This is a genomic window from Stenotrophomonas sp. ZAC14A_NAIMI4_1 (genome assembly GCF_003086915.1).
GTDB lineage: Bacteria > Pseudomonadota > Gammaproteobacteria > Xanthomonadales > Xanthomonadaceae > Stenotrophomonas.
Window position 1 is genome coordinate 431,321 of the sequence record NZ_CP026002.1, and the last position, 22,519, is coordinate 453,839.

Below are 22,519 nucleotides of genomic sequence, written 5' to 3' on the forward strand. Positions count from 1 at the left end.
CAACTGGAGACCGATTCTATGGTGTCGATCCATGTCGGTCTCAACCCTGTCGTCACGCGCCGCGCCCCGGTTGCGGTGTGGCGGGCCGGCAGGCCCGCCGTGTCTGCCTCAGGAAAGAGGCACGCAGTAGAGCTCGTGGATCACCCACCTGCCGGAGCTGACCGGCTTGGTAGCCGAAGCTCGCTTGAAGTACTCGGCCTCGGCCGCCTGCAGGTTGGCGGCGCTGACGGTCCCCATCAACGGGCTGGCGTTCTGCGCAGCACTTGCGGGACCGATCTTGGCGTAGCAGTTGAAGTCGGCCGCATGGGCCGCGCTTGCCAGGCCCAGGCTGAGCGCGGCGGCGAGGAGGATGCGTTTGAACATTGGAGGAGTTCCTTGCATGGCGGAAATGCCATGCCCCGAGCATTGCTGGAGACAGATCCCGTGAACATCAAATTAGGATGAAAACGCGGTGCTTGGCGCATGACGCTACGGCCGCGACAATGCAGCGGTCTTTCATTACAGGTAGGTCCGCGCGATGTCCGTGCTCTGGCTTGATCGTTGGTTGGGGCTGCTGGCTGCCGTGTTGTTCGTGCTGGCCGTGCTCGGCTTCGGCGCGGGGCTGGCGGGCTACGCCCAAGCCGTGCACCCGGTGGCGCTGCTCGGTGCCCAGGGCGTGCCACATGCGCTGGCCTTCAACCTGCTGGGCCTGGTGCTGCCGGGCGCGCTGGCGGTGGTGGTGGCCGAGCGCCTGCGCCGGCAATTGCCGGTGGGTGCGGGCTGGGCGCCGCGGGTGGGCAGCCAGATGCTGCTGCTGGCGGGATTGGCCTTCGCGGCCATGGGCCTGCTGCCGCTGGACCCGGAAGACCTGCATGGCGGCGCCAGCCAGCTGCACGCCAGCGCCTGGATGGTCTGGGTGCTGGGCTTCGTGGTCGGCACGCTGATGCTGGGCATCCCGCGCCTGCGCGGCGGGCACGGGCGCGCGATGGCCTTGCTGGCCCTGGGCTGCGGCGCGCTGGCCGGCCTGGCCGCATTTGCCCTGCAGGGCGTGCTGCCGGCGCCGCTGGCGCAGCGGCTGGCCTTCGCCTGCTGGGCGGTCTGGCTGGCCCTGGCCCTGCCGCTGTCGCGGGCGCGCTGAGACGGCGGCTGGGCGACCGCCGCGCGGGGCTTTCCGGCCCGGGATTGGAGACGTTTGCCGCACTGCGGTACGCTGTACCGCTTTGCCGCCGCAACCGCGTGTTACATGACCAGCGCCGAACCCAACGTTTACGACCCGCAGCAGGTTGAATCCGCCGCCCAGAGCTTCTGGGATGCCACCCGCGCCTTCGAGGTCGACGAGACCTCGGACAAGCCGAAATACTACTGCCTGTCGATGCTTCCGTACCCGTCCGGCGCGCTGCACATGGGTCATGTGCGCAACTACACGATCGGCGACGTGATCAGCCGCTACAAGCGCATGACCGGCCACAACGTGCTGCAGCCGATGGGCTGGGACGCGTTCGGCCTGCCGGCGGAAAACGCCGCGATCAAGAACAAGACCGCGCCGGCGGCGTGGACCTACAAGAACATCGACCACATGCGCAGCCAGCTGCAGTCGCTGGGCTATGCCATCGACTGGTCGCGCGAGTTCGCCACCTGCCGCCCGGACTACTATGTCCACGAGCAGCGCATGTTCACCCGCCTGATGCGCAAGGGCCTGGCCTACCGCCGCAACGCGGTGGTGAACTGGGACCCGGTCGACCAGACCGTGCTGGCCAACGAGCAGGTCATCGACGGCCGCGGCTGGCGCTCCGGCGCCCTGGTCGAGAAGCGCGAGATCCCGCAGTGGTTCCTGCGCATCACCGATTACGCCCAGGAACTGCTGGACGGCCTGGATGAGCTGGACGGCTGGCCGGAATCGGTCAAGACCATGCAGCGCAACTGGATCGGCCGTTCCGAAGGCCTGGAAATCCAGTTCGACGTGCGCGATGTCGATGGCAGCGCGCTGGACCCGCTGCGCGTGTTCACCACCCGCCCGGATACGGTGATGGGCGTGACCTTCGTGTCGATTGCCGCCGAACACCCGCTGGCGCTGCACGCGGCGAAGAACAACCCCGAACTGGCGGCGATGCTGGCCGACCTGAAGCAGGGCGGCGTGTCCGAAGCCGAACTGGAAACCCAGGAAAAGCGCGGCATGGATACCGGCCTGCGCGCCGTGCACCCGGTCACCGGCGAGCAGGTGCCGGTGTGGGTGGCCAACTTCGTGCTGATGGGCTACGGCACCGGCGCGGTGATGGCCGTGCCCGGCCACGACCAGCGCGACAACGAGGTGGCCAACAAGTACGGCCTGCCGATCGTGCAGGTCATCGCCCTGAAGGATGCGCGCAACGACGATGAGCGCACCTGGGACGCCACCCGCTGGCAGGACTGGTACAGCGACAAGAGCCGCCAGACCGAACTGGTCAACTCGGCCGAATTCGACGGCCTGGACTTCCAGGGCGCCTTTGAAGCGCTGGCCGAGCGTTTCGAGCGCAAGGCCCAGGGCCAGCGCCGCGTCAACTACCGCCTGCGCGACTGGGGCGTGAGCCGCCAGCGTTACTGGGGCTGCCCGATTCCGGTGATCTACTGCGCCAAGTGCGGCGCGGTGCCGGTGCCGGAAGAACAGCTGCCGGTGGTGCTGCCGGAGGACGTGGCCTTTGCGGGCACCGGTTCGCCGATCAAGACCGACCCGGAATGGCGCAAGACCACCTGCCCGGACTGCGGCGGCGCGGCCGAGCGCGAGACCGACACCTTCGACACCTTCATGGAGTCGAGCTGGTACTACGCCCGTTACACCTCGCCGGGTGCCCGTGATGCCGTCGACAAGCGCGGCAACTACTGGCTGCCGGTGGACCAGTACATCGGTGGCATCGAGCACGCGATCCTGCACCTGATGTATTTCCGCTTCTACCACAAGCTGCTGCGTGACGCGCGGATGGTGGACAGCAACGAACCGGCGCGCAACCTGCTGTGCCAGGGCATGGTGATCGCCGAGACCTACTACCGCCCGAACCCGGACGGCTCCAAGGACTGGATCAACCCGGCCGACGTGGACGTGCAGCGCGACGAGCGCGGCCGCATCACCGGCGCCACGCTGATCGCCGACGGCCAGCCGGTGGTGGTTGGTGGCACCGAGAAGATGTCCAAGTCGAAGAACAACGGCGTGGACCCGCAGGCGATGGTCGGCAAGTACGGCGCCGACACCGTGCGCCTGTTCTCGATGTTCGCCGCGCCGCCGGAACAGTCGCTGGAGTGGAACGAAGCGGGCGTGGACGGCATGGCCCGCTTCCTGCGCCGCCTGTGGGCCCAGGTGCACAAGCACGCTGCCGACGGTGCCGCCCCGGCACTGGACGTGGCCGCGCTGGATGCCAACCAGAAGGCACTGCGCCGCAAGACCCACGAGACCATCGGCAAGGTCGGCGACGACTACGGCCGCCGCCACAGCTTCAACACCGCCATCGCTGCGGTGATGGAACTGATGAACGCACTGGCCAAGTTCGAGGACGCGAGCGAACAGGGTCGTGCGGTGCGCCAGGAAGCGCTGCAGGCCGTCGTGCTGCTGCTCAACCCGATCACCCCGCACGCCAGCCACACCCTCTGGCAGGTGCTGGGCCACGGCCAGACGCTGCTGGAAGACCAGCCGTTCCCGCAGGCCGACAGTGCCGCGCTGGTGCGTGATGCGCTGACCCTGGCGGTGCAGGTCAACGGCAAGCTGCGTGGCACCATCGACGTGGCCGCCGACGCCGCGCGCGAGCAGGTGGAGGCACTGGCCCTGGCCGAGCCGAACACCGCCAAGTTCATGGAAGGCCTGACGGTGCGCAAGATCATCATCGTCCCCGGCAAGATCGTGAACATCGTCGCTGCCTGATGCACCCGGCACCGGCCGCCGCCCTGGCGGCCGGTGCGTTGTCGCCATGCCACGGCCACGTGCCGATGGCCCTGCGTTCACGCGTCCTCGGGCACGCTGTCTGTTGCCGTGATCGCCCGGCTCCGCCAGACTGTTCCCATGACCCGAATTCTGCTTGCCCTCGTCCTTGTCCTCGGCCTTGCCGGCTGTGGCTTCCACCTGCGCAACAAGTTGATGCTGCCGACCGACACCGCGCCGGTGAAGGTGGTCTCCACTGCGCCCTACAGCGAGCTGGTCAAGCTGTTGAACCGCAGCCTGCTGGCGTCCGGCGCGAAGCTGGCCGACGAGGACAGCACGGATCCGGCGGCACAGCTGCAGGTGCTGTCCGAGCGCTGGGGTGATCTGCCCATCGCCATCGACGCACAGGGCCGCGCACAGGAATACAGCCTGCGCTATGCGGTCATCTTCATCTTCCGCCGCGAAGACGGCAGCGAGCTGGTGCCGCAGCAGGTGATCGAACTGTCGCGCGACTACGTGTCGCCGCCGACCGACGCCACCGGTACCACCACCGAACGCGAGATCCTGGCCGACGAGCTGCGCCGGGAAATGTCCGCCTCGATCATCCGCCGCATCGACAGCGTGGTGCGTGCCGAGCTGGAACGCGGCGGCAGCCTGTCCGCGCCGAAGCCGGCCGTGTCGACCGATGGCGAACCGGCCACCGTGCCGGCGCCGGTCAAGCCCTGAGCCGCCGCATACGATGGAACTGCGACCGGAACAGCTGGCCAGCCAGGGCGGTGACACCGCGCTGGCGCCGGTATACCTGATCGCCGGCCCGGAAACCCTGCGCGTGCTGGAAGCCGCCGATGCGGTGCGCGCCCGCGCCCGCGCCAGCGGCGTGGACGAGCGCGAGGTGTTCGACGCCGACGGCCGCGATTTCGACTGGAACCAGCTTGATGCCAGCTTCAACGCGCCGAGCCTGTTCAGTGCGCGGCGCCTGGTGGAAGTGCGCCTGCCCAGCGGCAAGCCGGGCAAGGACGGCGCCGAAGTCATCAGCCGGTTCTGCGCCGACCCGGCGCCGGACGTGGTGCTGCTGATCACCGCCAACGAATGGAGCAAGGCCCACCAGGGCAAGTGGGCCGAGGCGGTCAACCGCGTCGGCGTGCTGTCGGTGGCCTGGGCGATCAAGCCGCATGAACTGCCGGACTGGATCGAACGCCGCCTGCGCAGCAAGGGCCTGCGTGCCGATGGCGCAGCGGTGCAGCGCCTGGCCGAACGCGTGGAAGGCAACCTGTTGGCCGCCGCGCAGGAAATCGACAAGCTGGCCCTGCTGGCCGACGGCCAGCCGCTGGACGTGGAACGGATGGAATCGCTGGTGGCCGACGCCGCCCGCTACGACGTGTTCCGTCTGGTCGAAGCAACGTTCTCGGGCCAGCCGCAGGCGGTGCTGCGCATGCTCGCCGGCCTGCGTGGCGAAGGCGAGGCCGTGGCCGCGCTGATGCCGATCGTGATCCGCGAGCTGCTGGCCGGTGCCGGCCTGGCGCGGGTGCAGGCCCGCGGCGGCAACCTGGCCGCCGAAATGAAATCGCGCGGCATCTGGGAATCGCGGCAGGCGCCGTACAAGCGCGCGCTGCAGCGGCACCCTGAGGGCAAGCGCTGGGAGCGCTTCGTGGCCGAGGCGGGCCTGGTCGACCGCATCGCCAAGGGCCGCGCCGACGGTGACGCCTGGCTGGCGCTGGAGCGGCTGCTGGTGGCGGTGGCCGAAGCCCGCGCCGTGCGCCTGCTCGCGCGCGCCTGAGTGATGAGCCTGCGGATCTACTACGGGGGCACCTTCGATCCGGTGCACCTGGGCCATCTGGCCATCGCGCGCGCCGCACGCGACGAACTGCAGGTGGCCGTGCGCATGTTGCCGGCTGCCGACCCGCCGCACCGCGCCGCCCCGGGCGCCACCGCTGAGCAACGCTGCCGCATGCTGTCGCTGGCCATCGGTGACGAGCCCGGCCTGCTGCTGGACCGCCGCGAGCTGGACCGGGCCGCACGGGATCCCGGCCGCCCGTCCTATACCGTGGACACCCTGCGCGAGCTGCGCGCCGAACTCGGCCCGAGCCGGCCGCTGGCCTGGCTGGTGGGTGCCGACAGCCTGCTGGCCCTGCCGGCCTGGCATGAATGGCAGGCGCTGTTCGGCCTGGCCCATTTCATCGTGGCCGAGCGCCCGGGCAGCCCGCTGCGCGATGCCGTGGCCGGCGAGCTCGGCCAGGCCCTGGAGGGCCGCTGGGCCGACAACGAGCAGTCGCTGTTCGCCAGCCCGGCCGGGCGCGTGCTGCGCCTGCACCATCCCCTGCGCGGTGAGTCGGCCAGCGCCGTCCGCACCCAGATCGCCGCCGCCGGGCCCTGGCGGGCCATGCTGCCGCCGGCGGTGGCCGACTACGTGGCCGACCAGCGCCTGTACCGGCCCGATACGCCCTGAATGCATGCCGTGAATGGCGCAGGCGCGCCATGCCCGTATAATCGCCCCCACGTTTATCGAGTCGATCCACTTTGAGCAACCAGACCCAGCCCCAGACCATCAAGGTCGATCTGCCCAGCCCGCCGCCCTCCGTGCCGGAACTGCTGGCCAGCGTCCGCCAAGCCACCGAAGACCTGAAGGCCAAGGACCTGGTCGAGATCGACGTGCGCGGCCGGTCCAGCGTGGCCGACTACATGATCGTCGTTTCGGGCACCTCGACCCGCCACGTCAAGTCGATCGCCGATGAAGTCGTGCGCTTCGCCAAGAACATCGACGTGATGCCGCTGGGCGTGGAAGGCGAGCGCGAAGCCGAGTGGGTGCTGGTCGACCTGGGCGACGTCATCGTCCACGTCATGCTGCCGCGCGTGCGCGAGTTCTACGCGCTCGAGCGCCTGTGGACGGTTGGCGACCAGCCGCCGCCGAGCGACGACGACGAAGTGGCCTGAGCCACGGCGTTGCTGCACCCTTCGACGGCGCCGATGGCGCCGTCGACGTTTTGGAGATGCCATCGATGAAAGCGCGCCTGATCGCCACCGGTGAACGCGCACCCAGCTGGGTCGCGCAGGGCTTTGCCGAGTACCAGAAACGGCTGTCGCACTGGTTGCCGTTCGAGCTGGTGGAAATCGAGCCGGGCCTGCGTGGCAAGGGGCGCGATGCGCGCCGCGCCACCGAGGACGAAGGCAAGCGGGTGATTGCCGCGCTGCCGAAGAACGCCTACGTGGTGGCACTGGATGTGCCGGGCCGCCAGCTCAGTTCCGAACAGCTGGCGCAGCGCCTCGAGCACTGGCGCGGGCAGGGCAGGGATCTCGCCTTCCTGATCGGTGGCCCCGAAGGTCACTCGCCGGAAGTGTCCGCGCTGGCCGATGAAAAGTGGTCGATCGGACCGCTGACGCTGCCGCACATGCTGGTGCGCCTGGTGGTGGCCGAGCAGCTGTATCGCGCGGCGGCAATGATTGCCAATCACCCCTACCATCGCGCGTGAAGAGTGGTTATACTAATCGTCTGCCCGAATAGCTCAGCCGGTTAGAGCACTTGACTGTTAATCAGGGGGTCGTTGGTTCGAGTCCAACTTCGGGCGCCACCTTTGAAAACCCGCATCGCGAGATGCGGGTTTTTTTTTGCGCGTCTGCCAGGGCGCCGCACATGCCCGGCGTGACGCAAAAAACAAAGGCCCGGGCAGTTGCCCGGGCCTTTGCAGATGACGCGCCTTCGATTACTTGAAGGTGTACTTGGCGCCGACGGTGAAGTAACGGCCAATCGCGCCGCTGAAGTGCAGCGGGTTGTAGTTGACCGCACCGTAGGTGCTGGGGTCGAGCGGAGCGATGCGATCGAACACGTTCTGCACCGATGCGTTCAGTTCGAAGGCTTCGGTGATGTTCCAGCGGCCGGACAGATCGAAGGTGGTGAAGGAGGAGATCTTCTCCACCGGCGAACCATCTTCATAGAAGGCCAGGTAGTCGCCACCGCGGCGGTCCTTGTTCTCCATGCTGTCGATGTAGTTCACCACGCCGCTGACGCTCCACGGGCCCTGCTTCCAGGTGGTGCCGAAGTTGATCTTGTCCTGCGGCGTACCGATGCAGTTGGTCACGTCGCAGTTGCCGTGGGTGCCGACGTAATCGACGGTGGTGTCACCCTCGGTACGTTCGAACTTCAGGATGTGGCTCCACTGCAGGTCCATCTCCAGCTGGCCCGGACCCAGGTCGAAGGTCTGGCGCACGTCGGTGTCGATACCGCGGACACGCGAGGAGTTGGCGTTCACGTAGGCCGTGTTGACCGCCAGGATCGTGCCGCTGTTGAGCACGCCACCGATGTTGTTGGAATCACGCAGCACGTTGCCGGCGGCGATGGCATCGGCGGTGCTGCCCTGCGCGATTTCGTTGGTGCGCTTGATTTCCCAAGCGTCAACGGTCATCGAGGTGCTGGAGGTCGGCTGCAGCACGATACCCACCGAGTAGCTCTTGGACTCTTCCGGCTTCAGGTCCTTGTTCGGGCGGGTGATGATCGCCACCGAGCGCGCGGTGCACTCGTTGGCCGGATCGATGCCGCAACGCACCGGATCGCGTGCGTTGGAGAAGGCAGCCAGGCCACCGTCACCGTTCTCGGCGGGGTTCGGCGCGCGGAAGCCTTCGGCGTAGCTGGCGCGCAGGGCGATCCAGTCGGCCGGGGTCCACTTCACGCCCAGCTTCGGCGTGGCCTTGCCTTCACCGCTCTCGTACTTGTCGTAACGCACGGCGCCGGACAGTTCCAGCGATTCCAGCACCGGCGCGGACAGTTCGGCGTAGCCGGCGTACACGTTCTGGGTGCCGTCATAGGCCGAGTAGCCCAGGCCGATGATCTGGCCAACGTCGGTGAACGTCTGCGGGGTCAGGCTGTTGCTGGTCTTGCGCCACTCGGTACCGAAGGCCAGGCCCAGCGGGCCGCCCTTCAGGTCCATCAGGCTGCGCGAGATGGTGAAGTCGAACATGTCCAGGCTGGACTTGGCGCGGGCGCTGATGGTCGGGCTGATCGCATCGTAGACCGACTGCGGCGTCTGCGACGCGTTGTCGCCGATGCGCCAGGTGCCGTACGGGCAGGCCGGGTTGCCCAGCACGCAGCGCACGGCGTCGTAGTTCAGGAAGCCGGTGCGCTTGTTGACCAGGTCGGTGCCCGAATGCAGGTAGGCGGTGTCGTAGCTCCACTCACCCCAGTTGCCCTTCGCACCCACCAGGAAACGGTTGAACTCATTGGTGTTGTCGGTCACGCGCGGGCCCACGTCCCAGGCGCTGTAGCGCAGGCGCGCAGCGTAGGGCAGCGGGTTGTCCGGGTGGCCGGCGTACAGCATGGTTGCACCCGGGCCGCTGTTGGCGTTGACCGGGCCGCCCGGGTAACCCCAGCCGCCGGACACGCCGGACGGCGTGTTGCTGAAGATGGTTTCCTTCTTCGAGTAGCCGATCTCGGTGTAGATCTCACCACCTTCACCGAAGGCGAAGCTGGCACGACCAAACACATTGACGTACTTCTCTTCCGGGCTCAGGTCGCGGTACAGCTGTGCCGGATCCCACAGGCAACCCTGTGCCTGGGCGGTGGCATCGGTCTGGCCCGGGATCGTGGTCACGCCGGCGCAGCCCGGCAGGGCGACCAGGTGGCCGGTGTTGTCGAACACCGAGCCGTTCGGGCCGGTGCCGCCGGCCGTGCCGCCGGACAGGTAGGCGCCACCCAGGAACTGCGCATCGGCGGCATCGTAGCCCCAGCGGCGGATGTCGCCGGTGCCGATCCACTTGCGGTTCTTGCGGTCGCTGATCTGGATGCGGTCAGTCTTGCCGACGTCCAGGCTGAAGAAGGCGTTCCAGCCATCGCTGGCGAGGTCGCCGGTACCGGCGGTCAGAGTGGCCTTCTTGGCATCGCCGTCGCCATCGCCGGACACGCCGTAGGAACCACGCAGGATCGCGCCCTGGAAGTCGCTGCGCAGGATGATGTTGACCACGCCGGCGATCGCGTCGGAACCGTAGATGGCCGAGGCGCCGTCCTTCAGCACTTCCACGCGCTCGACGGCGTCAAGCGGGATGGTGCTGAGGTCGGTGAACACCTTCTGGCCATCGTCAGCCAGGCCGTAAGTCGCCATGCGGCGGCCGTTCAACAGCACCAGCGTCGAGCCGGCGCCCAGGCCGCGCAGCGAAATGCCCGCGCCGCCACCGGCGAAGCCGTTGCCGAAGGTCTTGGGAATGGAGCCGGCGCCGTCGGCGGTCAGCGTCTGCAGGTATTCGGCGACCGTGGTCTTGCCGGTGCGGTCGATTTCCTGGCGGGTCACCACCTGCACCGGGGACGGCGTTTCGGTGTTGGTGCGCGGGATGTTCGAACCGGTGACCGTGATGCGGTCAAGGTTGGTGGCCTGTTCCTGTGCGAAGGCAGAGGAGGAGACCGCGGCGCCGGCCAGCAGCAGGGTGCCGCCAGCGAGGATATGGGTGATGGAAGTTGCCAGGTGGTTTTGGCGGCGGCTGGCGGGCCGTTGGATCGGGTGTTTCACAGCTTCTCTCCTGACTGGAAAACTCGAGCATTGAGGGCTGTCACCCGGTGTGCCCCGGGGACGCATCAATCTAGGTTTCTGGCAGGTGACGGCGGTGTGAAGTTTTACTGAATTCGTAACGATCTTTCGACCAAAGCGAAACGTTTTGGCGTGAACGGCTATTGACGGGGTACAGGCGGCCTGTATGGCCGGCCCGGCAGTGCGCCGGGCCGGCACGGGCCCTACTGCGGCAGGGAGAACTGCACCGGCACCATGCCGATGGCCGCTACCGCCTGGCCGTCACGCTCGGCCGGCACGAAGCGCCAGTGGCGCAGGACCTGCTGCCGGGCCGCCTGGTCCAGGCTGCGCGAGCCACTGCTGCGCTCGATGCTGACATCCACCGGCTGGCCGCTGGGGTCCACCTCGACCCGCAGCAGGACGGTGCCCTGTTCGTGGCTGCGCACGGCCTGCACCGGGTAGGCCGGCGGCGGGGCGCTGCGGTACTGCAGCTGCACCCCGGCCATCGGGGTGGAGGGCGCAACGCTCGGCACCGCCTGTACCGGTGCCGGTTCGGCGGCGGGCAGGATGATGCCCTGGGCTTCTTCCAGCGTTGCGGTCGGGGTGGGCAGGGGCGGGACGACCGTCGGCGTGGTCTTCGGCTTGGGGTCGACCTTCACCTGGACCAGCTCCGGCGGCACCGGGGTCGGCTCCGGCGGTTTCGGTTGCTCCTTGGGGATCAGCCTCACCTCGGTACTGTCGCGGGGAAGGGCGGTGATGGCCTGGTAGGTTGCCGGGATGAGCAGCAACAGGAAGGCCAGCAGGTGCAGGGCAATGGCCGCGCTCCAGGCGGCGACGCGGGCGGGATCGAACTGCAGCGGTACAACGGGATACGTACGAACCATGGTCCACCTCCATGCCAGTGACGAAGTCCTCAACGCACCAGGGCCGCCATCGGGGTTGCCGCACGCGGCTGGCAGTCAATCATTAGCGCCGGCGCCCGGCCACTGCCTAGAGGCACGGGCGCTGCCGTTGGGCTGGCCTTCATGAAGGGGTAGCGCCGGGCCATGCCCGGCGGATGAGGACACGCCGCTGCGCTCGCGGGGCACGGCCCCGCGCTACCCATGTGGCGGCCCCGCGCGAGGCATCTGCCGGTAGCGCCGGGCCATGCCCGGCGGATGAAGACACGCCGCTGCGCTCGCGGGGCATGGCCCCGCGCTACCCATGTGGCGGCCCCGCGCGAGACATCTGCCGGTAGCGCCGGGCCATGCCCGGCGGATGAAGACACGCCGCTGCGCTCGCGGGGCACGGCCCCGCGCTACCCCTGTGGCGGCCTCGCGCGAGACATCTGCCGGTAGCGCCGGGCCATGCCCGGCGGATGAAGACACGCCGCTGCGCTCGCGGGGCACGGCCCCGCGCTACCCATGTGGCGGCCTCGTGCGAGGCATCTGCCGGTAGCGCCGGGCCATGCCCGGCGGGAGAAGACGCGCCGCTGCGCTCGCGGGGCATGGCCCCGCGCTACCCATGTGGCGGCCTCCGCGCGAGGCATCTGCCGGTAGCGCCGGGCCATGCCCGGCGGAAGAAGATGCGCCGCTGCGCTCGCGGGGCATGGCCCCGCGCTACCCATGTGGCGGCCTCGTGCGAGGCATCTGCCGGTAGCGCCGGGCCATGCCCGGCGGAAGAAGATGCGCCGCTGCGCTCGCGGGGCATGGCCCCGCGCTACCCATGTGGCGGCCCCGCGCTGGCCTGGCGCGCGCGATCAGCGGCCCAGTTCGAACACCACGTCCAGGTTCACCGACACGGTCGATTCACCGGGGGCGACCGGGGTGGCCTTGTCCATCGCCGCACCGGCGGCCATGGCCCGCATCATCGGCATCGGGCGGAAGCCGCCGTTGCTGTTCTCGGAAATGCTGACGATGCGGCGCACCTGCAGGCCCAGCGACGTCGCATAGGTCTGGGCGCGGGCCTGGGCCTTCTTCAGCGCGGCCAGGCGGGCTTCGTCATAGACCGGCTCGGGCTGGTCGATCTCGAACTGCGGGCCGTTGATCTGGTTGGCGCCCTGGGCGGCCAGGGCATCGAGCACCTTGCCCAGCTTGGCGATGTCGCGCACCTTCAGGCTGACCGTGTTGCTGGCCTGGTAGCCGGTGATCTTCGGCGCTTCGTTGTCGGCATAGCGGTACTGGGGGTTCAGGCTGACGCCGCTGGTCTGCACGTCGCGCTCGGCAATGCCGGCGGCCTTGATCGCGGCCAGCACCTTGTCCATCTGCTGGGCGTTCTGGCGCATGGCGCTGTTGCCGTCGGCGGCCTGGGTGACCACGCCGGCCGACAGGGTGGCCACGTCCGGCACGCGGGTGGCCTCGGCATTGGCCGAGATGTTCAGCAGGGTGCCTTCGGCCGCGGCGGCGATCGACGGCGACGACGGGGCGGCGTGGGCGGTCATCGAGGCTCCAAGAGCGAGGGACAGGGCGAGCAGCAGCGGGGTGACGGTGCGGCGCATGGGATCTCCTTGTTGTGGCGGTGAGGGTGGTGTCGTAGCGATGAACGCGCTGTGAGTCCGTTCGGGGTTTGAGGCGTGCCGGGCGGGGTTGCCGACGATTCAGGCAGCGCCCTCAGGTTATGCTGTGCCGATGCTCTATCTTGCTTCCCGCTCCCCCCGACGCAACCAGCTGCTGGCCCGACTCGGACGCCCCTTCCAGGCCCTCGACCTGGAGGTGCCCGAGGTGCGCGCGGCTGCCGAAAGCGCCGAACACTATGTATGCCGCGTGGCGGCCGACAAGGCGCGCGCCGGCCTGGCCGCGGTGCTGGCCACCGACCCGCAGGCGCGGGTGCTGGGCTCGGATACCGAGGTCGTGCTCGACGGCGAGGTGTTCGGCAAGCCGGCCGATGCGGCCGACGCGCGGGCGATGCTGGCGCGGCTGGCCGGGCGCACCCACCAGGTGATGACGGCCGTGGTGGTGGTGGGCGCTGGCGGGCTGGACAGTGAACTGGTCGTTTCCGAGGTCACCTTCGCCCCGATCAGCGCGGCCGACATCGCCGCCTACGTGGCCACCGGCGAGCCGCTGGACAAGGCTGGTGCCTATGCCATCCAGGGGGGCGCCGAGCGCTGGATCGAACACCTTTCCGGCAGCTACTCCGGCGTGATGGGGTTGCCGCTGCTTCATACCGATCGTCTGCTGGCGCGCTGCGGCGTGCCGGCCCCCATTGCCGATGCCGCCAGGGAGGCTGCCGATGTCTGAGGAAATCCTGGTCAATGTGACCCCGCGCGAGACCCGGGTCGCGGTGATCGAGAACGGCATGCTGCAGGAGCTGCACATCGAACGCGGCTGGCGCCGCGGCGTGGTCGGCAACATCTACAAGGGCAAGGTGCAGCGGGTCATGCCCGGCATGCAGGCGGCCTTCGTCGAGGTGGGCCTGGAGCGCGCCGCGTTCCTGCACGCCAACGACGTGGTGCGGCCGGCCCCGGTGGCCAGCGCCGATACCGAGCACACCACCCTGCCGCCGCCGTCCAGCGTGCCCATCGTCGAGCTGCTGCGCGACGGCCAGGACATCGTGGTGCAGGTGGTGAAGGACCCGATCGGCACCAAGGGCGCCCGCCTGACCACCCAGATCAGCATTCCGTCCCGCTACATGGTGCTGCTGCCGCAGTCCAAGGTGGTGGGCGTGTCGGCGCGCATCGAGGATGAAGGCGAGCGCGCGCGGCTGAAGGCGCTGGTGACCGAGCTGTCGGCCCAGCATGGTGGCTATGGCTACATCGTGCGCACCAATGCCGAAGGGCAGCCGGCCGAGGCCATCGCCGAGGACGTGGCCTACCTGTCGCGCGTCTGGAACGTGGTCGAACGGCGGGGCCGCGAAGCCCCCTCGTGCAGCAACATCTATGAAGACCTGAGCCTGCCGCTGCGTTCGGTACGCGACCTGATCCGCAAGGACGTGGACAAGGTGAAGGTCGACTCGAAGGAAACCTTCGCCCAGCTGCAGGCCTTCGTGGCCAAGTACATGCCGGTGCTGGCCGAGAAGCTGGAGCTGTATTCGGGCGACCGGCCGATCTTCGACATGTTCGGGGTGGAGGACGAGATCGGCCGCGCGCTGGACAAGCAGGTGCCGCTGAAGTCCGGCGGCTACCTGGTCATCGACCAGACCGAGGCGATGACCACCATCGACGTGAACACCGGCTCGTTCCTTGGCCAGCGCAACCTGGAAGAGACCGTGTTCCGCACCAACCTGGAGGCCGCGCAGGCGGTGGCCAGGCAGCTGCGGCTGCGCAACCTGGGCGGCATCATCATCATCGACTTCATCGACATGGATGACGCCGAGCACCGCCGACAGGTCCTGCGCACGCTGGAAAAGGCCCTGGCCCGCGACCACGCCAAGACCACGGTGTACGACTTCTCGCCGCTGGGCCTGGTCGAGATGACCCGCAAGCGCACCGTGGAAAGCCTGGAACGGCAGCTGTCGGAGACCTGCCCGCAGTGCAGCGGGCGGGGCTCGATCAAGACCACCGAGACGGTGACCTACGAGATCTTCCGCGAGATCACCCGCGCGGTGCGCCAGTTCGAAGCGGCGCGCCTGCTGGTGATCGCCTCGACCAAGGTCGTGGCGCGCATCACCGACGAGGAGTCGGCGGCGGTGGCCGAGCTGGAGGAGTTCCTCGGCAAGAGCATCCGCTTCCAGGCCGATGAGCAGTACCTGCAGGAGCAGTTCGATGTCGTTCTGCTCTGAAGCACGCGGGCCGGGCATCGGTCGAGGCCGATGAGCGCGCCGCCGCGCCTGCGACTGCGAAGGATCCGCCGTCATTTCGTTGCTGCATGCGCGGTCGGTCTGGTCGTGCTGGCGCTGCTGGTGGGTACGCTCAGCCAGCTGCTGCCGTTGGCCGAGCGCCATCCCCAGGCGATTGCGGCCTGGCTGAGTGAGCGCGCCGGGCAACCGGTGCGCTTCGAACAACTGGACACCGCCTGGACCCGCCGTGGCCCGCTGCTGCAGCTCAAGGGCCTGCGCATCGGCGCCGGGCAGGGGCTGGCCATCGGCGAGGCCGAAGTACTGGTGTCGATGTACAGCGGCCTGCTACCGGGCCGTTCGCTGACCGAACTGCGCCTGCGCGGCCTGGCCCTGGACCTGCAGCAGGCCAGCGATGGTCGCTGGTCGGTGCGAGGGCTGCCGCAATCCAGCAGCGGTGATCCGCTGGATGCGCTGCGCCGGCTGGGCGAACTGCAGGTGATCGGTGGCCGCCTGGGCGTGCATGCGCCCGGCCTGGGCGTGGATGCCACGCTGCCGCGCATCGACCTGCGCCTGCGCGTGGATGGCGACCGCCTGCGGGTGGGCGTGCGCGCCTGGGCGCAGACCGATGCGCTGCCGCTGACGGCGGTGCTGGACCTGGACCGCCGCCACGGCAACGGCCAGGCATGGCTGGGTGCCGACCCGGTCGATTTCCATGCATGGTCGCCGCTGCTGGCGGCCGGCGGCGTGCGCCTGCGCGAGGGCAAGGGCGAACTCAACCTGTGGCTGGCCCTGCGCGATTTCGCGCCGGTGGCCCTGACCACCGATTCGGACCTGCGCGAGGTGCGCATCGATGGCGCGCCGCTGCCGGGCGTGACCACGCCGGGCCTGCAGCTGCAGCGCGTGCAGGCCCGCCTGCGCTGGCAGCGCCAGGGCGACGGCTGGGCGCTGCAGGTGCCGCGCCTGCGCCTGCAGGCCGGGCCGGACCAGCAACAACTCGATGGCCTGCAGGTGCAGGTGGGCAAGCAGCTGCGGATCAGCAGCGGGGCGGTGCAGGCCGGTACCGCGCTGCGCGCGCTGGCCCTGAGCGACCGCCTGGAACCGGGCCTGCGGCGCTGGCTGTACCTGTCCAGGCCGCAGCTGGACGTGCAGGCGCTACAGTTGCAGGGCCAGCGCGACGGCCCGCTGTGGGCGCAGGGTGAGCTGCAGGCGCTGGGTTTTGCCAGCGTCGGCGATGCCCCCGGCGTTCGGGGCCTGGGCGGACGCTTCGAAGGTGATGCCGATGGTTTCAGCCTGCAGCTGAAGCCGCAGCAGGAACTGCAGTTCGACTGGCCGACCGGCTTCGGCGAGCGCCACGACCTGCACCTGGCCGGGCAGATCGTCGGCTGGCGCGATGAAGCCGGTGGCTGGCGCATCGGTACGCCCGCCATGCGGGTGGAGGGCACCAATTACGCGGCCGACGTGCGCGGCGGGGTCTGGTTCCAGGGCGATGGCACGCGGCCGTGGCTGCAGCTGGCGGCCAAGCTGGACGACGTGCCGATGACCGCCGCCAAGCGGTTCTGGATCCATTCCAGGATGAGCAAGGGCGCCACTGACTGGCTGGATGCCGCCCTGGTCGGCGGCCAGGTGCGCGGCGGCATCGGCCTGGTCAGCGGTGACCTGGACGACTGGCCGTTCGACAACAACGATGGCCGCTTCGAGGCCACCGGCCACATCAGCAACGGCGACATCCGCTTCCAGCACGACTGGCCGCTGATGGGCCAGGTCGACGCCGACATCGCCTTCATCGGCCCCGGTTTCCACATGCAGGGCCGTGGTGACCTGGCCGGCGTGGCGGTGCAGAAGTTCGAGGCCGGCATCGAGGATTTCGGCCATGCGCCGCTGTACGTGCGAGCCGACAGCCAGAGCGAGGCGGGCCGGCTGCTGGCGATGCTGCGGCAGAGTGGCCTGCACAAGGATTACGGCGACACCCTGGACAATCTCGTGGCCAGCGGACCGGCCAACGTACACTTCGACCTGCTGCAGCCGCTGCACCACGACGAAAGCGGCGGGCACCTGCAGGGCACGGTGGACCTGGCCGGCGTGAAGCTGGTGGACAAGCGCTTCGATCTGGAATTCGACGCCATGCAGGGCCAGGCGCGGTACGGCAGCGGTGGTTTCGCCGCCGAGGACCTGGCAGTGCGGCACCTGGGCCAGGACGGCCGCCTGAGCCTGCGCGCCGGCGGCTACGTGCGCGATCCCGCGCGGGCCTTTGAATCGGAACTGGCCGCACGCCTGGATGCCAAGGTGCTGATCGACCGTGCGCCGGAAATGGCCTGGTTGAAACCCTATCTCGAGGGCACCTCGGCCTGGACCATTGCGGTCAACCTGCCCAAGGTGGCGCCCGGTGCGCCGGCCCCGCCGAGCGAACTGCGCCTGCATTCGGACCTGGTGGGCACCCGCCTGGACCTGCCGGCGCCGCTGGACAAGCCGGCCGCCGATGCGCTGGCGACGACGGTGTCGGCGCAGCTGCCGATGGGCGATGGCCGCATCGACGTGGCCTTCGGCCAGCGCCTGGCGCTGGCGGCGCGCACCCACAACAACCAGACCGGCGTGCAGGTGACGATGGGCAGCGACCGCGTCGACCGCGATCCGCCGCCCAGCGGGCTGGCCATCAACGGCCGCAGCCCGACCCTGGATGCGCTGGAATGGATCGGCCTGGCGCGTGGCGCCGGTGGCGATGGCGACCCGATGCCGCTGCGCGCGGTGGACGTGCAGGTCGGCAGGCTGATGCTGATCGGCGGCATCTTCGAACAGACCCGGCTGCAGCTGCGGCCGGGCGCGCAGGCGCTGGACGTGCGCCTGGACGGCCCGTCGCTGGCCGGTCACCTGAGCGTCCCCAATGCCGATGGCGGCACCATCAGCGGCCAGCTCGACCGTGTGCACTGGCAGTCCTCGCCGGCAGCGCCCGGGGCGGACACCGCCGCGGCACCGGCACGGCCGCAGACCGGTGCCGATGACATGGACCCGGCCAAGCTGCCGCCGTTCGCACTGGACATCGCCGACCTGACATTCGGCAAGGTGGTGCTGGGCCAGGCCGTGCTGCGCACGCGCCCGCTGGGCAACGGCCTGAACGTGGACACTCTGCGCTTCCGCGCGCCGGACCAGGAGATCGACATCACCGGCCGCTGGCTGGGCAAGGGCGAGGGCGCACGCACCGAACTGACCGCGAAGGTGCGCAGCCAGGACCTTGGCGGGCTGATGCAGAACCTGGATTACGCCGGCCAGCTGCGCGGCGGCTCCGGCCAGGCGCAGCTGCAGGCCGCCTGGGCCGGCGGGCCGTCCGATTTCCAGCTGGGCAACCTGCAGGGCACGCTCGACATCGACGCACGCAACGGCCAGCTGCTGGAACTGGACCCCGGTGCCGGCCGCGTGCTGGGCCTGCTCAGCGTGGCCCAGCTGCCGCGCCGCCTGATGTTCGATTTCCGCGATTTCTTCTCCAAGGGCTTTGCGTTCAACCACATTGAAGGCGGCATGCAGTTCGCCGATGGCATGGCGCGCACCGACAAGGTGCTGATCGAAGGCCCGGCGGCCAACATCACCATCCGCGGCCAGACCGACCTGCGCCAGCAGCAGTTCGACCAGACCATCGACGTCAACCCGCGCGCCGGCAACCTGCTGACCGTGGTCGGCGCGGTGGCCGGCGGCCCGGTGGGCGCCGCGCTGGGTGCGGCCACCAATGCGGTATTGTCCAAGCCATTGGGCGAGATCGGCGCCCGCACCTACCGGGTCACCGGCCCGTGGAAGGAGCCCAAGGTGGAGGTGATCGAACGCAGCCGCGACCGTCCCCCGGCCCCGCCGCGCGCGCCTGCACCGGCCCCGGCGGTGCCGCCGACCGTCACCGACCTGCCGCGCCCGCGCTGAGCGTCGCGGCCCCTGTTCATCCGGCGGCCTTGCCTGGCCGCCTCCAGACCCCCAGATCGAGACCATGACTGATAACGCACTGACGCTTGCCCAGGACCGCCTGTTGCGCCCCGGCGGCCTGGACACCGCTGGCCTGGAGCGCACCTTCGGCCAGCTGCTCGGCCCCGGCGTGGACTTCGGCGACCTGTATTTCCAGCATGCCCGGCGCGAAAGCTGGAGCGTGGAAGACGGCATCGTCAAGGACGGCGCCCATTCGATCGAGCAGGGCGTGGGCGTGCGCGCCATCGCCGGCGAGAAGACCGGCTTCGCCTATTCCGATGACATCCATGCCGACGCGCTGCTGACCGCTGCGCAGTCGGCCCGCGCGATCTCACGCGAAGGCGGCGCCCAGGCCGGGCGTTCGCTGCTGCGCGGCAACGCGCGCGCGCTGTACCCGACGCTGGACCCGATCGACAGTCTGGGCAACGAGGCCAAGGTCGAGGTGCTCAAGCGCCTGGACGGCTACCTGCGCGCCGCCGACCCGCGGGTGAAGCAGGTGATGGTGAGCCTGTCCGGTGGCGTGGATACCGTACTGGTGGCCCGCACCGACGGCGTGCTGGGTGCCGACGTGCGCCCGCTGGTGCGCCTGAACGTGCAGGTGATCGTCGAGCAGAACGGCCGCCGTGAATCGGGCTACGCCGGCGGCGGTGGCCGCTATGGGTATGCCGAACTGTTCGCCGACGGCCGCCCCGAGGCCTTCGCCCGCGAGGCCCTGCGCCAGGCGCTGGTGAACCTGGAAGCCGTACCGGCCCCGGCCGGGGTGATGCCGGTGGTGCTCGGCCCGGGCTGGCCCGGCGTGCTGCTGCATGAAGCGGTGGGCCATGGCCTGGAAGGCGACTTCAACCGCAAGGGCACCAGCGTCTACGCCGGCCGCATCGGCGAGCGCGTGGCCGCCCCGGGCGTGACCATCGTCGACGACGGCACCCTGGACGGGCGTCGCGGTTCGCTCAACATCGATGACGAGGGCCACCCGAGCCAGTGCACCACGCTGATCGAGGACGGCATCCTGGTCGGCTACATGCAGGACAGCCTCAACGCGCGCCTGATGGGCGTGGCCCCCACCGGCAACGGCCGTCGCGAGTCGTTCGCGCACCTGACCATGCCGCGCATGACCAACACCTACATGCGTGCCGGCCAGCACGACCCGCAGGAAATGATCCGCTCGGTGAAGAAGGGCCTGTACGCGGTCAACTTCGGCGGCGGCCAGGTCGACATCACCAGTGGCAAGTACGTGTTCTCGGCCACCGAGGCCTACCTGATCGAGGATGGCCGGATCACCGCGCCGGTGAAGGGCGCGACCCTGATCGGCAACGGCCCGGAAACCATGCAGAAGGTGCGCATGGTCGGCAACGACCTGGCCCTGGACGAGGGTGTCGGTATCTGCGGCAAGGACGGCCAGAGTGTCCCGGTGGGTGTCGGCCAGCCCTCGCTGCTGATCGAAGGCATCACTGTCGGCGGTACCCAGGCCTGAGCCGGGCGATGGCCAGCGCCACCGCCCGGGCCGGCGGGGACTCAGTCCTCGTCGGCTTCGTCGGTCTCGACGTCGTCGGCTTCATCGGCCGCGGCCTTCAGGCCCAGCGCGGCCGGCAGCATCAGCGTGCGCAGCACCTGGAAGATCTCGCGGTAGGCGCGCGGCGGCTTGTTCTTCGCCTTCTCGGCCTGCGCGTTGCGCACCAGGGTGCGCAGCTGCTGGCGGTCGGCCTGCGGGTAATCGTCGAGCAGGGCGCCCAGCGCCTTGTCGCCGTCGTTCAGCAGGCGCTCGCGCCAGTCTTCGGCGCGGTGCATCATCGCCACTTCGCGGCGGCCGGTTTCACTGTTGGCGTCCAGCGCGTCGCGGATCGCGTCCAGCGTGGCGTCTTCTTCGCGGCGCATGTGCTTGGCCAGGAACGCCAGCTGCCGCTTGTGGGCGATGTGGGCGGTGATCCGCTTGCACTCGGCGATATGCGGCAGCAGGTCTTCCGGCACCGGCAGGCGCGCCAGCTGGGCCGGGGTCAGCGACACCAGTTTTTCGCCCAGGGCCAGGACATCGAGCGCGTCGCGCCGGTTCTGGCTGCGGCTCTTGTCGTGGAATTCACCGGTTTCTTCGTCGCGTCCGCGCATCGTCCCTACCTGATCTCAAAAAAAGTCGCCCGGCGTGATGCCGGGCCCAACCCGCACAGGATAAAGCATTGAACGTGATCGCCCCTGAAGTGGCCGTCGGCGACGACAGCCCGGCCCGTCTGGAACGCCTGGCCGACCTTTCCCAGCAGCTGCTGGAGCGCGCCCGCGCGCTGGGCGCCAGCCAGGCCGAAGTCAGCTGCAGCGAAGACCGCGGGATGGAAGTGAACGTCCGTCTCGGCGAGGTCGAGACGGTGCAGTCCACCCGCGACCGCGGCATTGCCGTGACCGTGTACTTCGGCCAGCGCAAGGGCAGTGCCAGCACCGCCGACCTGAACGAGGCGAGCCTGGCGGCCACCGTCGAACAGGCCTGCGCGATCGCCCGCCATACCGAGGACGACCCGGCCGCCGGCCTGGCCGACGCCGCGCTGATGGCCCGTGACTTCCCCGACCTGGACAGCTGGCACCCCTGGGCGCTGCAGGCCGACGAGGCGGTGGACCTGGCCCTGGCCTGCGAGGCAGCCGGCCGCGAGGCCGATGCGCGCATCAGCAATTCCGACGGCGCCTCGGTGTCGAGCATGCAGAGTGTCTCGGTCTACGCCAATTCGCACGGCTTCATCGGCCGTGAGCGAGGCACCCACCATTCGGTCGGCTGCGCCCTGATCGCCGGCAGCGGCGATGGCATGCAGCGCGACGGCTGGTACACCGGCGGCCTGGCCCGCCAGGACCTGGAGGCGGCCGACAGCGTGGGCCGCCGCGCCGCCGAGCGCACCGTGTCGCGGCTGCAGCCGCGCTCGCTGCCGACCAGCAGCATGCCGGTGCTGTTCGCCCCGGAAGTGGCACGCAGCCTGGTCGGCCACCTGCTGTCGGCGGTGTCCGGTGGCGCCCTGTACCGCGAGGCCAGCTTCCTGCTGGACAGCGTGGGCCAGCAGCTGTTCCCGGACTGGATGCAGATCGAGGAACTGCCGCACCTGCGCCGCGGCCTGCGCTCGGCCGCCTTCGACGGCGACGGCGTGGCGACCCGGGCTTCGGCCCTGGTGCGCGATGGCGTGCTGCAGCGCTACGTGCTGGGCAGCTACTCGGCGCGCAAGCTGGGCCTGCAGACCACGGCCAACGCCGGCGGCGTGCACAACCTGCAGCTGGCGGCCAATGCCGGTTCGCTGCAGGAGATCGCGCGGCAGATGGGCGACGGGCTGCTGGTGACCGAGCTGATGGGGCAGGGCGTGAACGGGGTGACCGGCGATTACTCGCGGGGCGCCGGTGGCTTCAAGGTGGAGAACGGGGAGATCCAGTACCCGGTCGACGGCATCACCATCGCCGGCAACCTGCGGGAGATGTTCACCGTCATCGAGGCCGTCGGCAGCGATGTCGATCCGCGCTCGCACATTCGTACCGGCTCGATCCTGGTCGGGCGGATGACCATCGCCGGTAATGATTGATGCCA

General features: G+C 69.5%; 17 protein-coding genes and 1 tRNA gene. 13 read left to right on the forward strand and 5 right to left on the reverse strand.

What is annotated here, in order from left to right:
* Positions 1-108 precede the first annotated feature (108 nt).
* Complete coding sequence (locus tag C1926_RS01900; RefSeq protein ID WP_108758088.1) at positions 109-363, reverse strand: hypothetical protein; 255 nt, start codon at positions 361-363, stop codon at positions 109-111.
* Positions 364-517: 154 nt separating this feature from the next.
* Here C1926_RS01900 and C1926_RS01905 point away from each other — a divergent pair, with 154 nt between their 5' ends.
* The 8 genes from C1926_RS01905 to C1926_RS01940 all read left to right on the forward strand — a co-directional run bounded on the left by C1926_RS01905 (position 518) and on the right by C1926_RS01940 (position 7,428).
* Positions 518-1,117, forward strand: coding sequence for a DUF998 domain-containing protein (locus C1926_RS01905; protein WP_108758089.1), 600 nt, complete (start codon positions 518-520; stop codon positions 1,115-1,117).
* A 105-nt stretch (positions 1,118-1,222) separates the two neighbouring features.
* Entirely contained in the window at positions 1,223-3,865 is a 2,643-nt protein-coding gene (gene leuS, locus C1926_RS01910; RefSeq protein WP_108758090.1) for a leucine--tRNA ligase, read from the forward strand.
* 138 nt (positions 3,866-4,003) lie between these two features.
* Positions 4,004-4,588, forward strand: a complete 585-nt coding sequence (gene lptE / locus C1926_RS01915; RefSeq protein WP_108747128.1) for an LPS assembly lipoprotein LptE — start codon at positions 4,004-4,006, stop codon at positions 4,586-4,588.
* Between the two features lie 13 nt (positions 4,589-4,601).
* The gene (gene holA, locus C1926_RS01920; protein WP_079222690.1) at positions 4,602-5,639 is read left to right on the forward strand and encodes a DNA polymerase III subunit delta; all 1,038 of its coding nucleotides are present in this window, start codon (positions 4,602-4,604) and stop codon (positions 5,637-5,639) included.
* 3 nt (positions 5,640-5,642) lie between these two features.
* Positions 5,643-6,308, forward strand: coding sequence for a nicotinate-nucleotide adenylyltransferase (gene nadD / locus C1926_RS01925; RefSeq protein WP_108758091.1), 666 nt, complete (start codon positions 5,643-5,645; stop codon positions 6,306-6,308).
* A gap of 71 nt (positions 6,309-6,379) precedes the next feature.
* Positions 6,380-6,793: a ribosome silencing factor gene (gene rsfS, locus C1926_RS01930; RefSeq protein ID WP_079222688.1), complete on the forward strand. Its 414-nt coding sequence runs from the start codon at positions 6,380-6,382 to the stop codon at positions 6,791-6,793.
* A gap of 65 nt (positions 6,794-6,858) precedes the next feature.
* Positions 6,859-7,329 carry a 23S rRNA (pseudouridine(1915)-N(3))-methyltransferase RlmH gene (gene rlmH, locus C1926_RS01935; protein WP_079222687.1) on the forward strand — a complete coding sequence of 157 codons (471 nt, stop codon included), beginning with the start codon at positions 6,859-6,861 and terminating at the stop codon, positions 7,327-7,329.
* Between the two features lie 22 nt (positions 7,330-7,351).
* Positions 7,352-7,428: transfer RNA gene (locus C1926_RS01940), tRNA-Asn, on the forward strand.
* 132 nt (positions 7,429-7,560) lie between these two features.
* On the opposite strand, the gene C1926_RS01945 is transcribed toward C1926_RS01940, so the two are convergent.
* The 3 genes from C1926_RS01945 to C1926_RS01955 form a co-directional block, all read right to left on the reverse strand.
* A complete protein-coding gene (locus C1926_RS01945) occupies positions 7,561-10,350 on the reverse strand; it encodes a TonB-dependent receptor (protein ID WP_079222686.1) in 2,790 nt (929 codons plus the stop codon).
* A 221-nt stretch (positions 10,351-10,571) separates the two neighbouring features.
* On the reverse strand, positions 10,572-11,231 hold the full coding sequence (locus C1926_RS01950; RefSeq protein WP_108758092.1) for an energy transducer TonB: 660 nt from the start codon (positions 11,229-11,231) through the stop codon (positions 10,572-10,574).
* An 854-nt stretch (positions 11,232-12,085) separates the two neighbouring features.
* Complete coding sequence (locus C1926_RS01955; RefSeq protein ID WP_079222684.1) at positions 12,086-12,823, reverse strand: SIMPL domain-containing protein; 738 nt, start codon at positions 12,821-12,823, stop codon at positions 12,086-12,088.
* 130 nt (positions 12,824-12,953) lie between these two features.
* Here C1926_RS01955 and C1926_RS01960 point away from each other — a divergent pair, with 130 nt between their 5' ends.
* The 4 genes from C1926_RS01960 (at position 12,954) to tldD (ending at position 20,449) form a co-directional block, all read left to right on the forward strand.
* Entirely contained in the window at positions 12,954-13,562 is a 609-nt protein-coding gene (locus C1926_RS01960) for a Maf family nucleotide pyrophosphatase (RefSeq protein ID WP_108758093.1), read from the forward strand.
* Complete coding sequence (rng, locus tag C1926_RS01965) at positions 13,555-15,042, forward strand: ribonuclease G (RefSeq protein WP_079222682.1); 1,488 nt, start codon at positions 13,555-13,557, stop codon at positions 15,040-15,042. Before C1926_RS01960 ends, rng begins: the two co-directional genes overlap by 8 nt.
* Positions 15,043-15,072: 30 nt before the next feature.
* Positions 15,073-18,939 (forward strand): YhdP family protein, encoded by a 3,867-nt coding sequence (locus tag C1926_RS01970; RefSeq protein WP_108758094.1) that lies wholly within the window; start codon positions 15,073-15,075, stop codon positions 18,937-18,939.
* A gap of 64 nt (positions 18,940-19,003) precedes the next feature.
* Positions 19,004-20,449 (forward strand): metalloprotease TldD, encoded by a 1,446-nt coding sequence (gene tldD, locus C1926_RS01975; RefSeq protein WP_079222680.1) that lies wholly within the window; start codon positions 19,004-19,006, stop codon positions 20,447-20,449.
* 41 nt (positions 20,450-20,490) lie between these two features.
* On the opposite strand, the gene yjgA is transcribed toward tldD, so the two are convergent.
* The gene (yjgA, locus tag C1926_RS01980; RefSeq protein WP_108758095.1) at positions 20,491-21,078 is read right to left on the reverse strand and encodes a ribosome biogenesis factor YjgA; all 588 of its coding nucleotides are present in this window, start codon (positions 21,076-21,078) and stop codon (positions 20,491-20,493) included.
* 68 nt (positions 21,079-21,146) lie between these two features.
* Here yjgA and pmbA point away from each other — a divergent pair, with 68 nt between their 5' ends.
* A complete protein-coding gene (gene pmbA / locus C1926_RS01985) occupies positions 21,147-22,514 on the forward strand; it encodes a metalloprotease PmbA (protein WP_108758096.1) in 1,368 nt (455 codons plus the stop codon).
* Positions 22,515-22,519 lie beyond the last annotated feature (5 nt).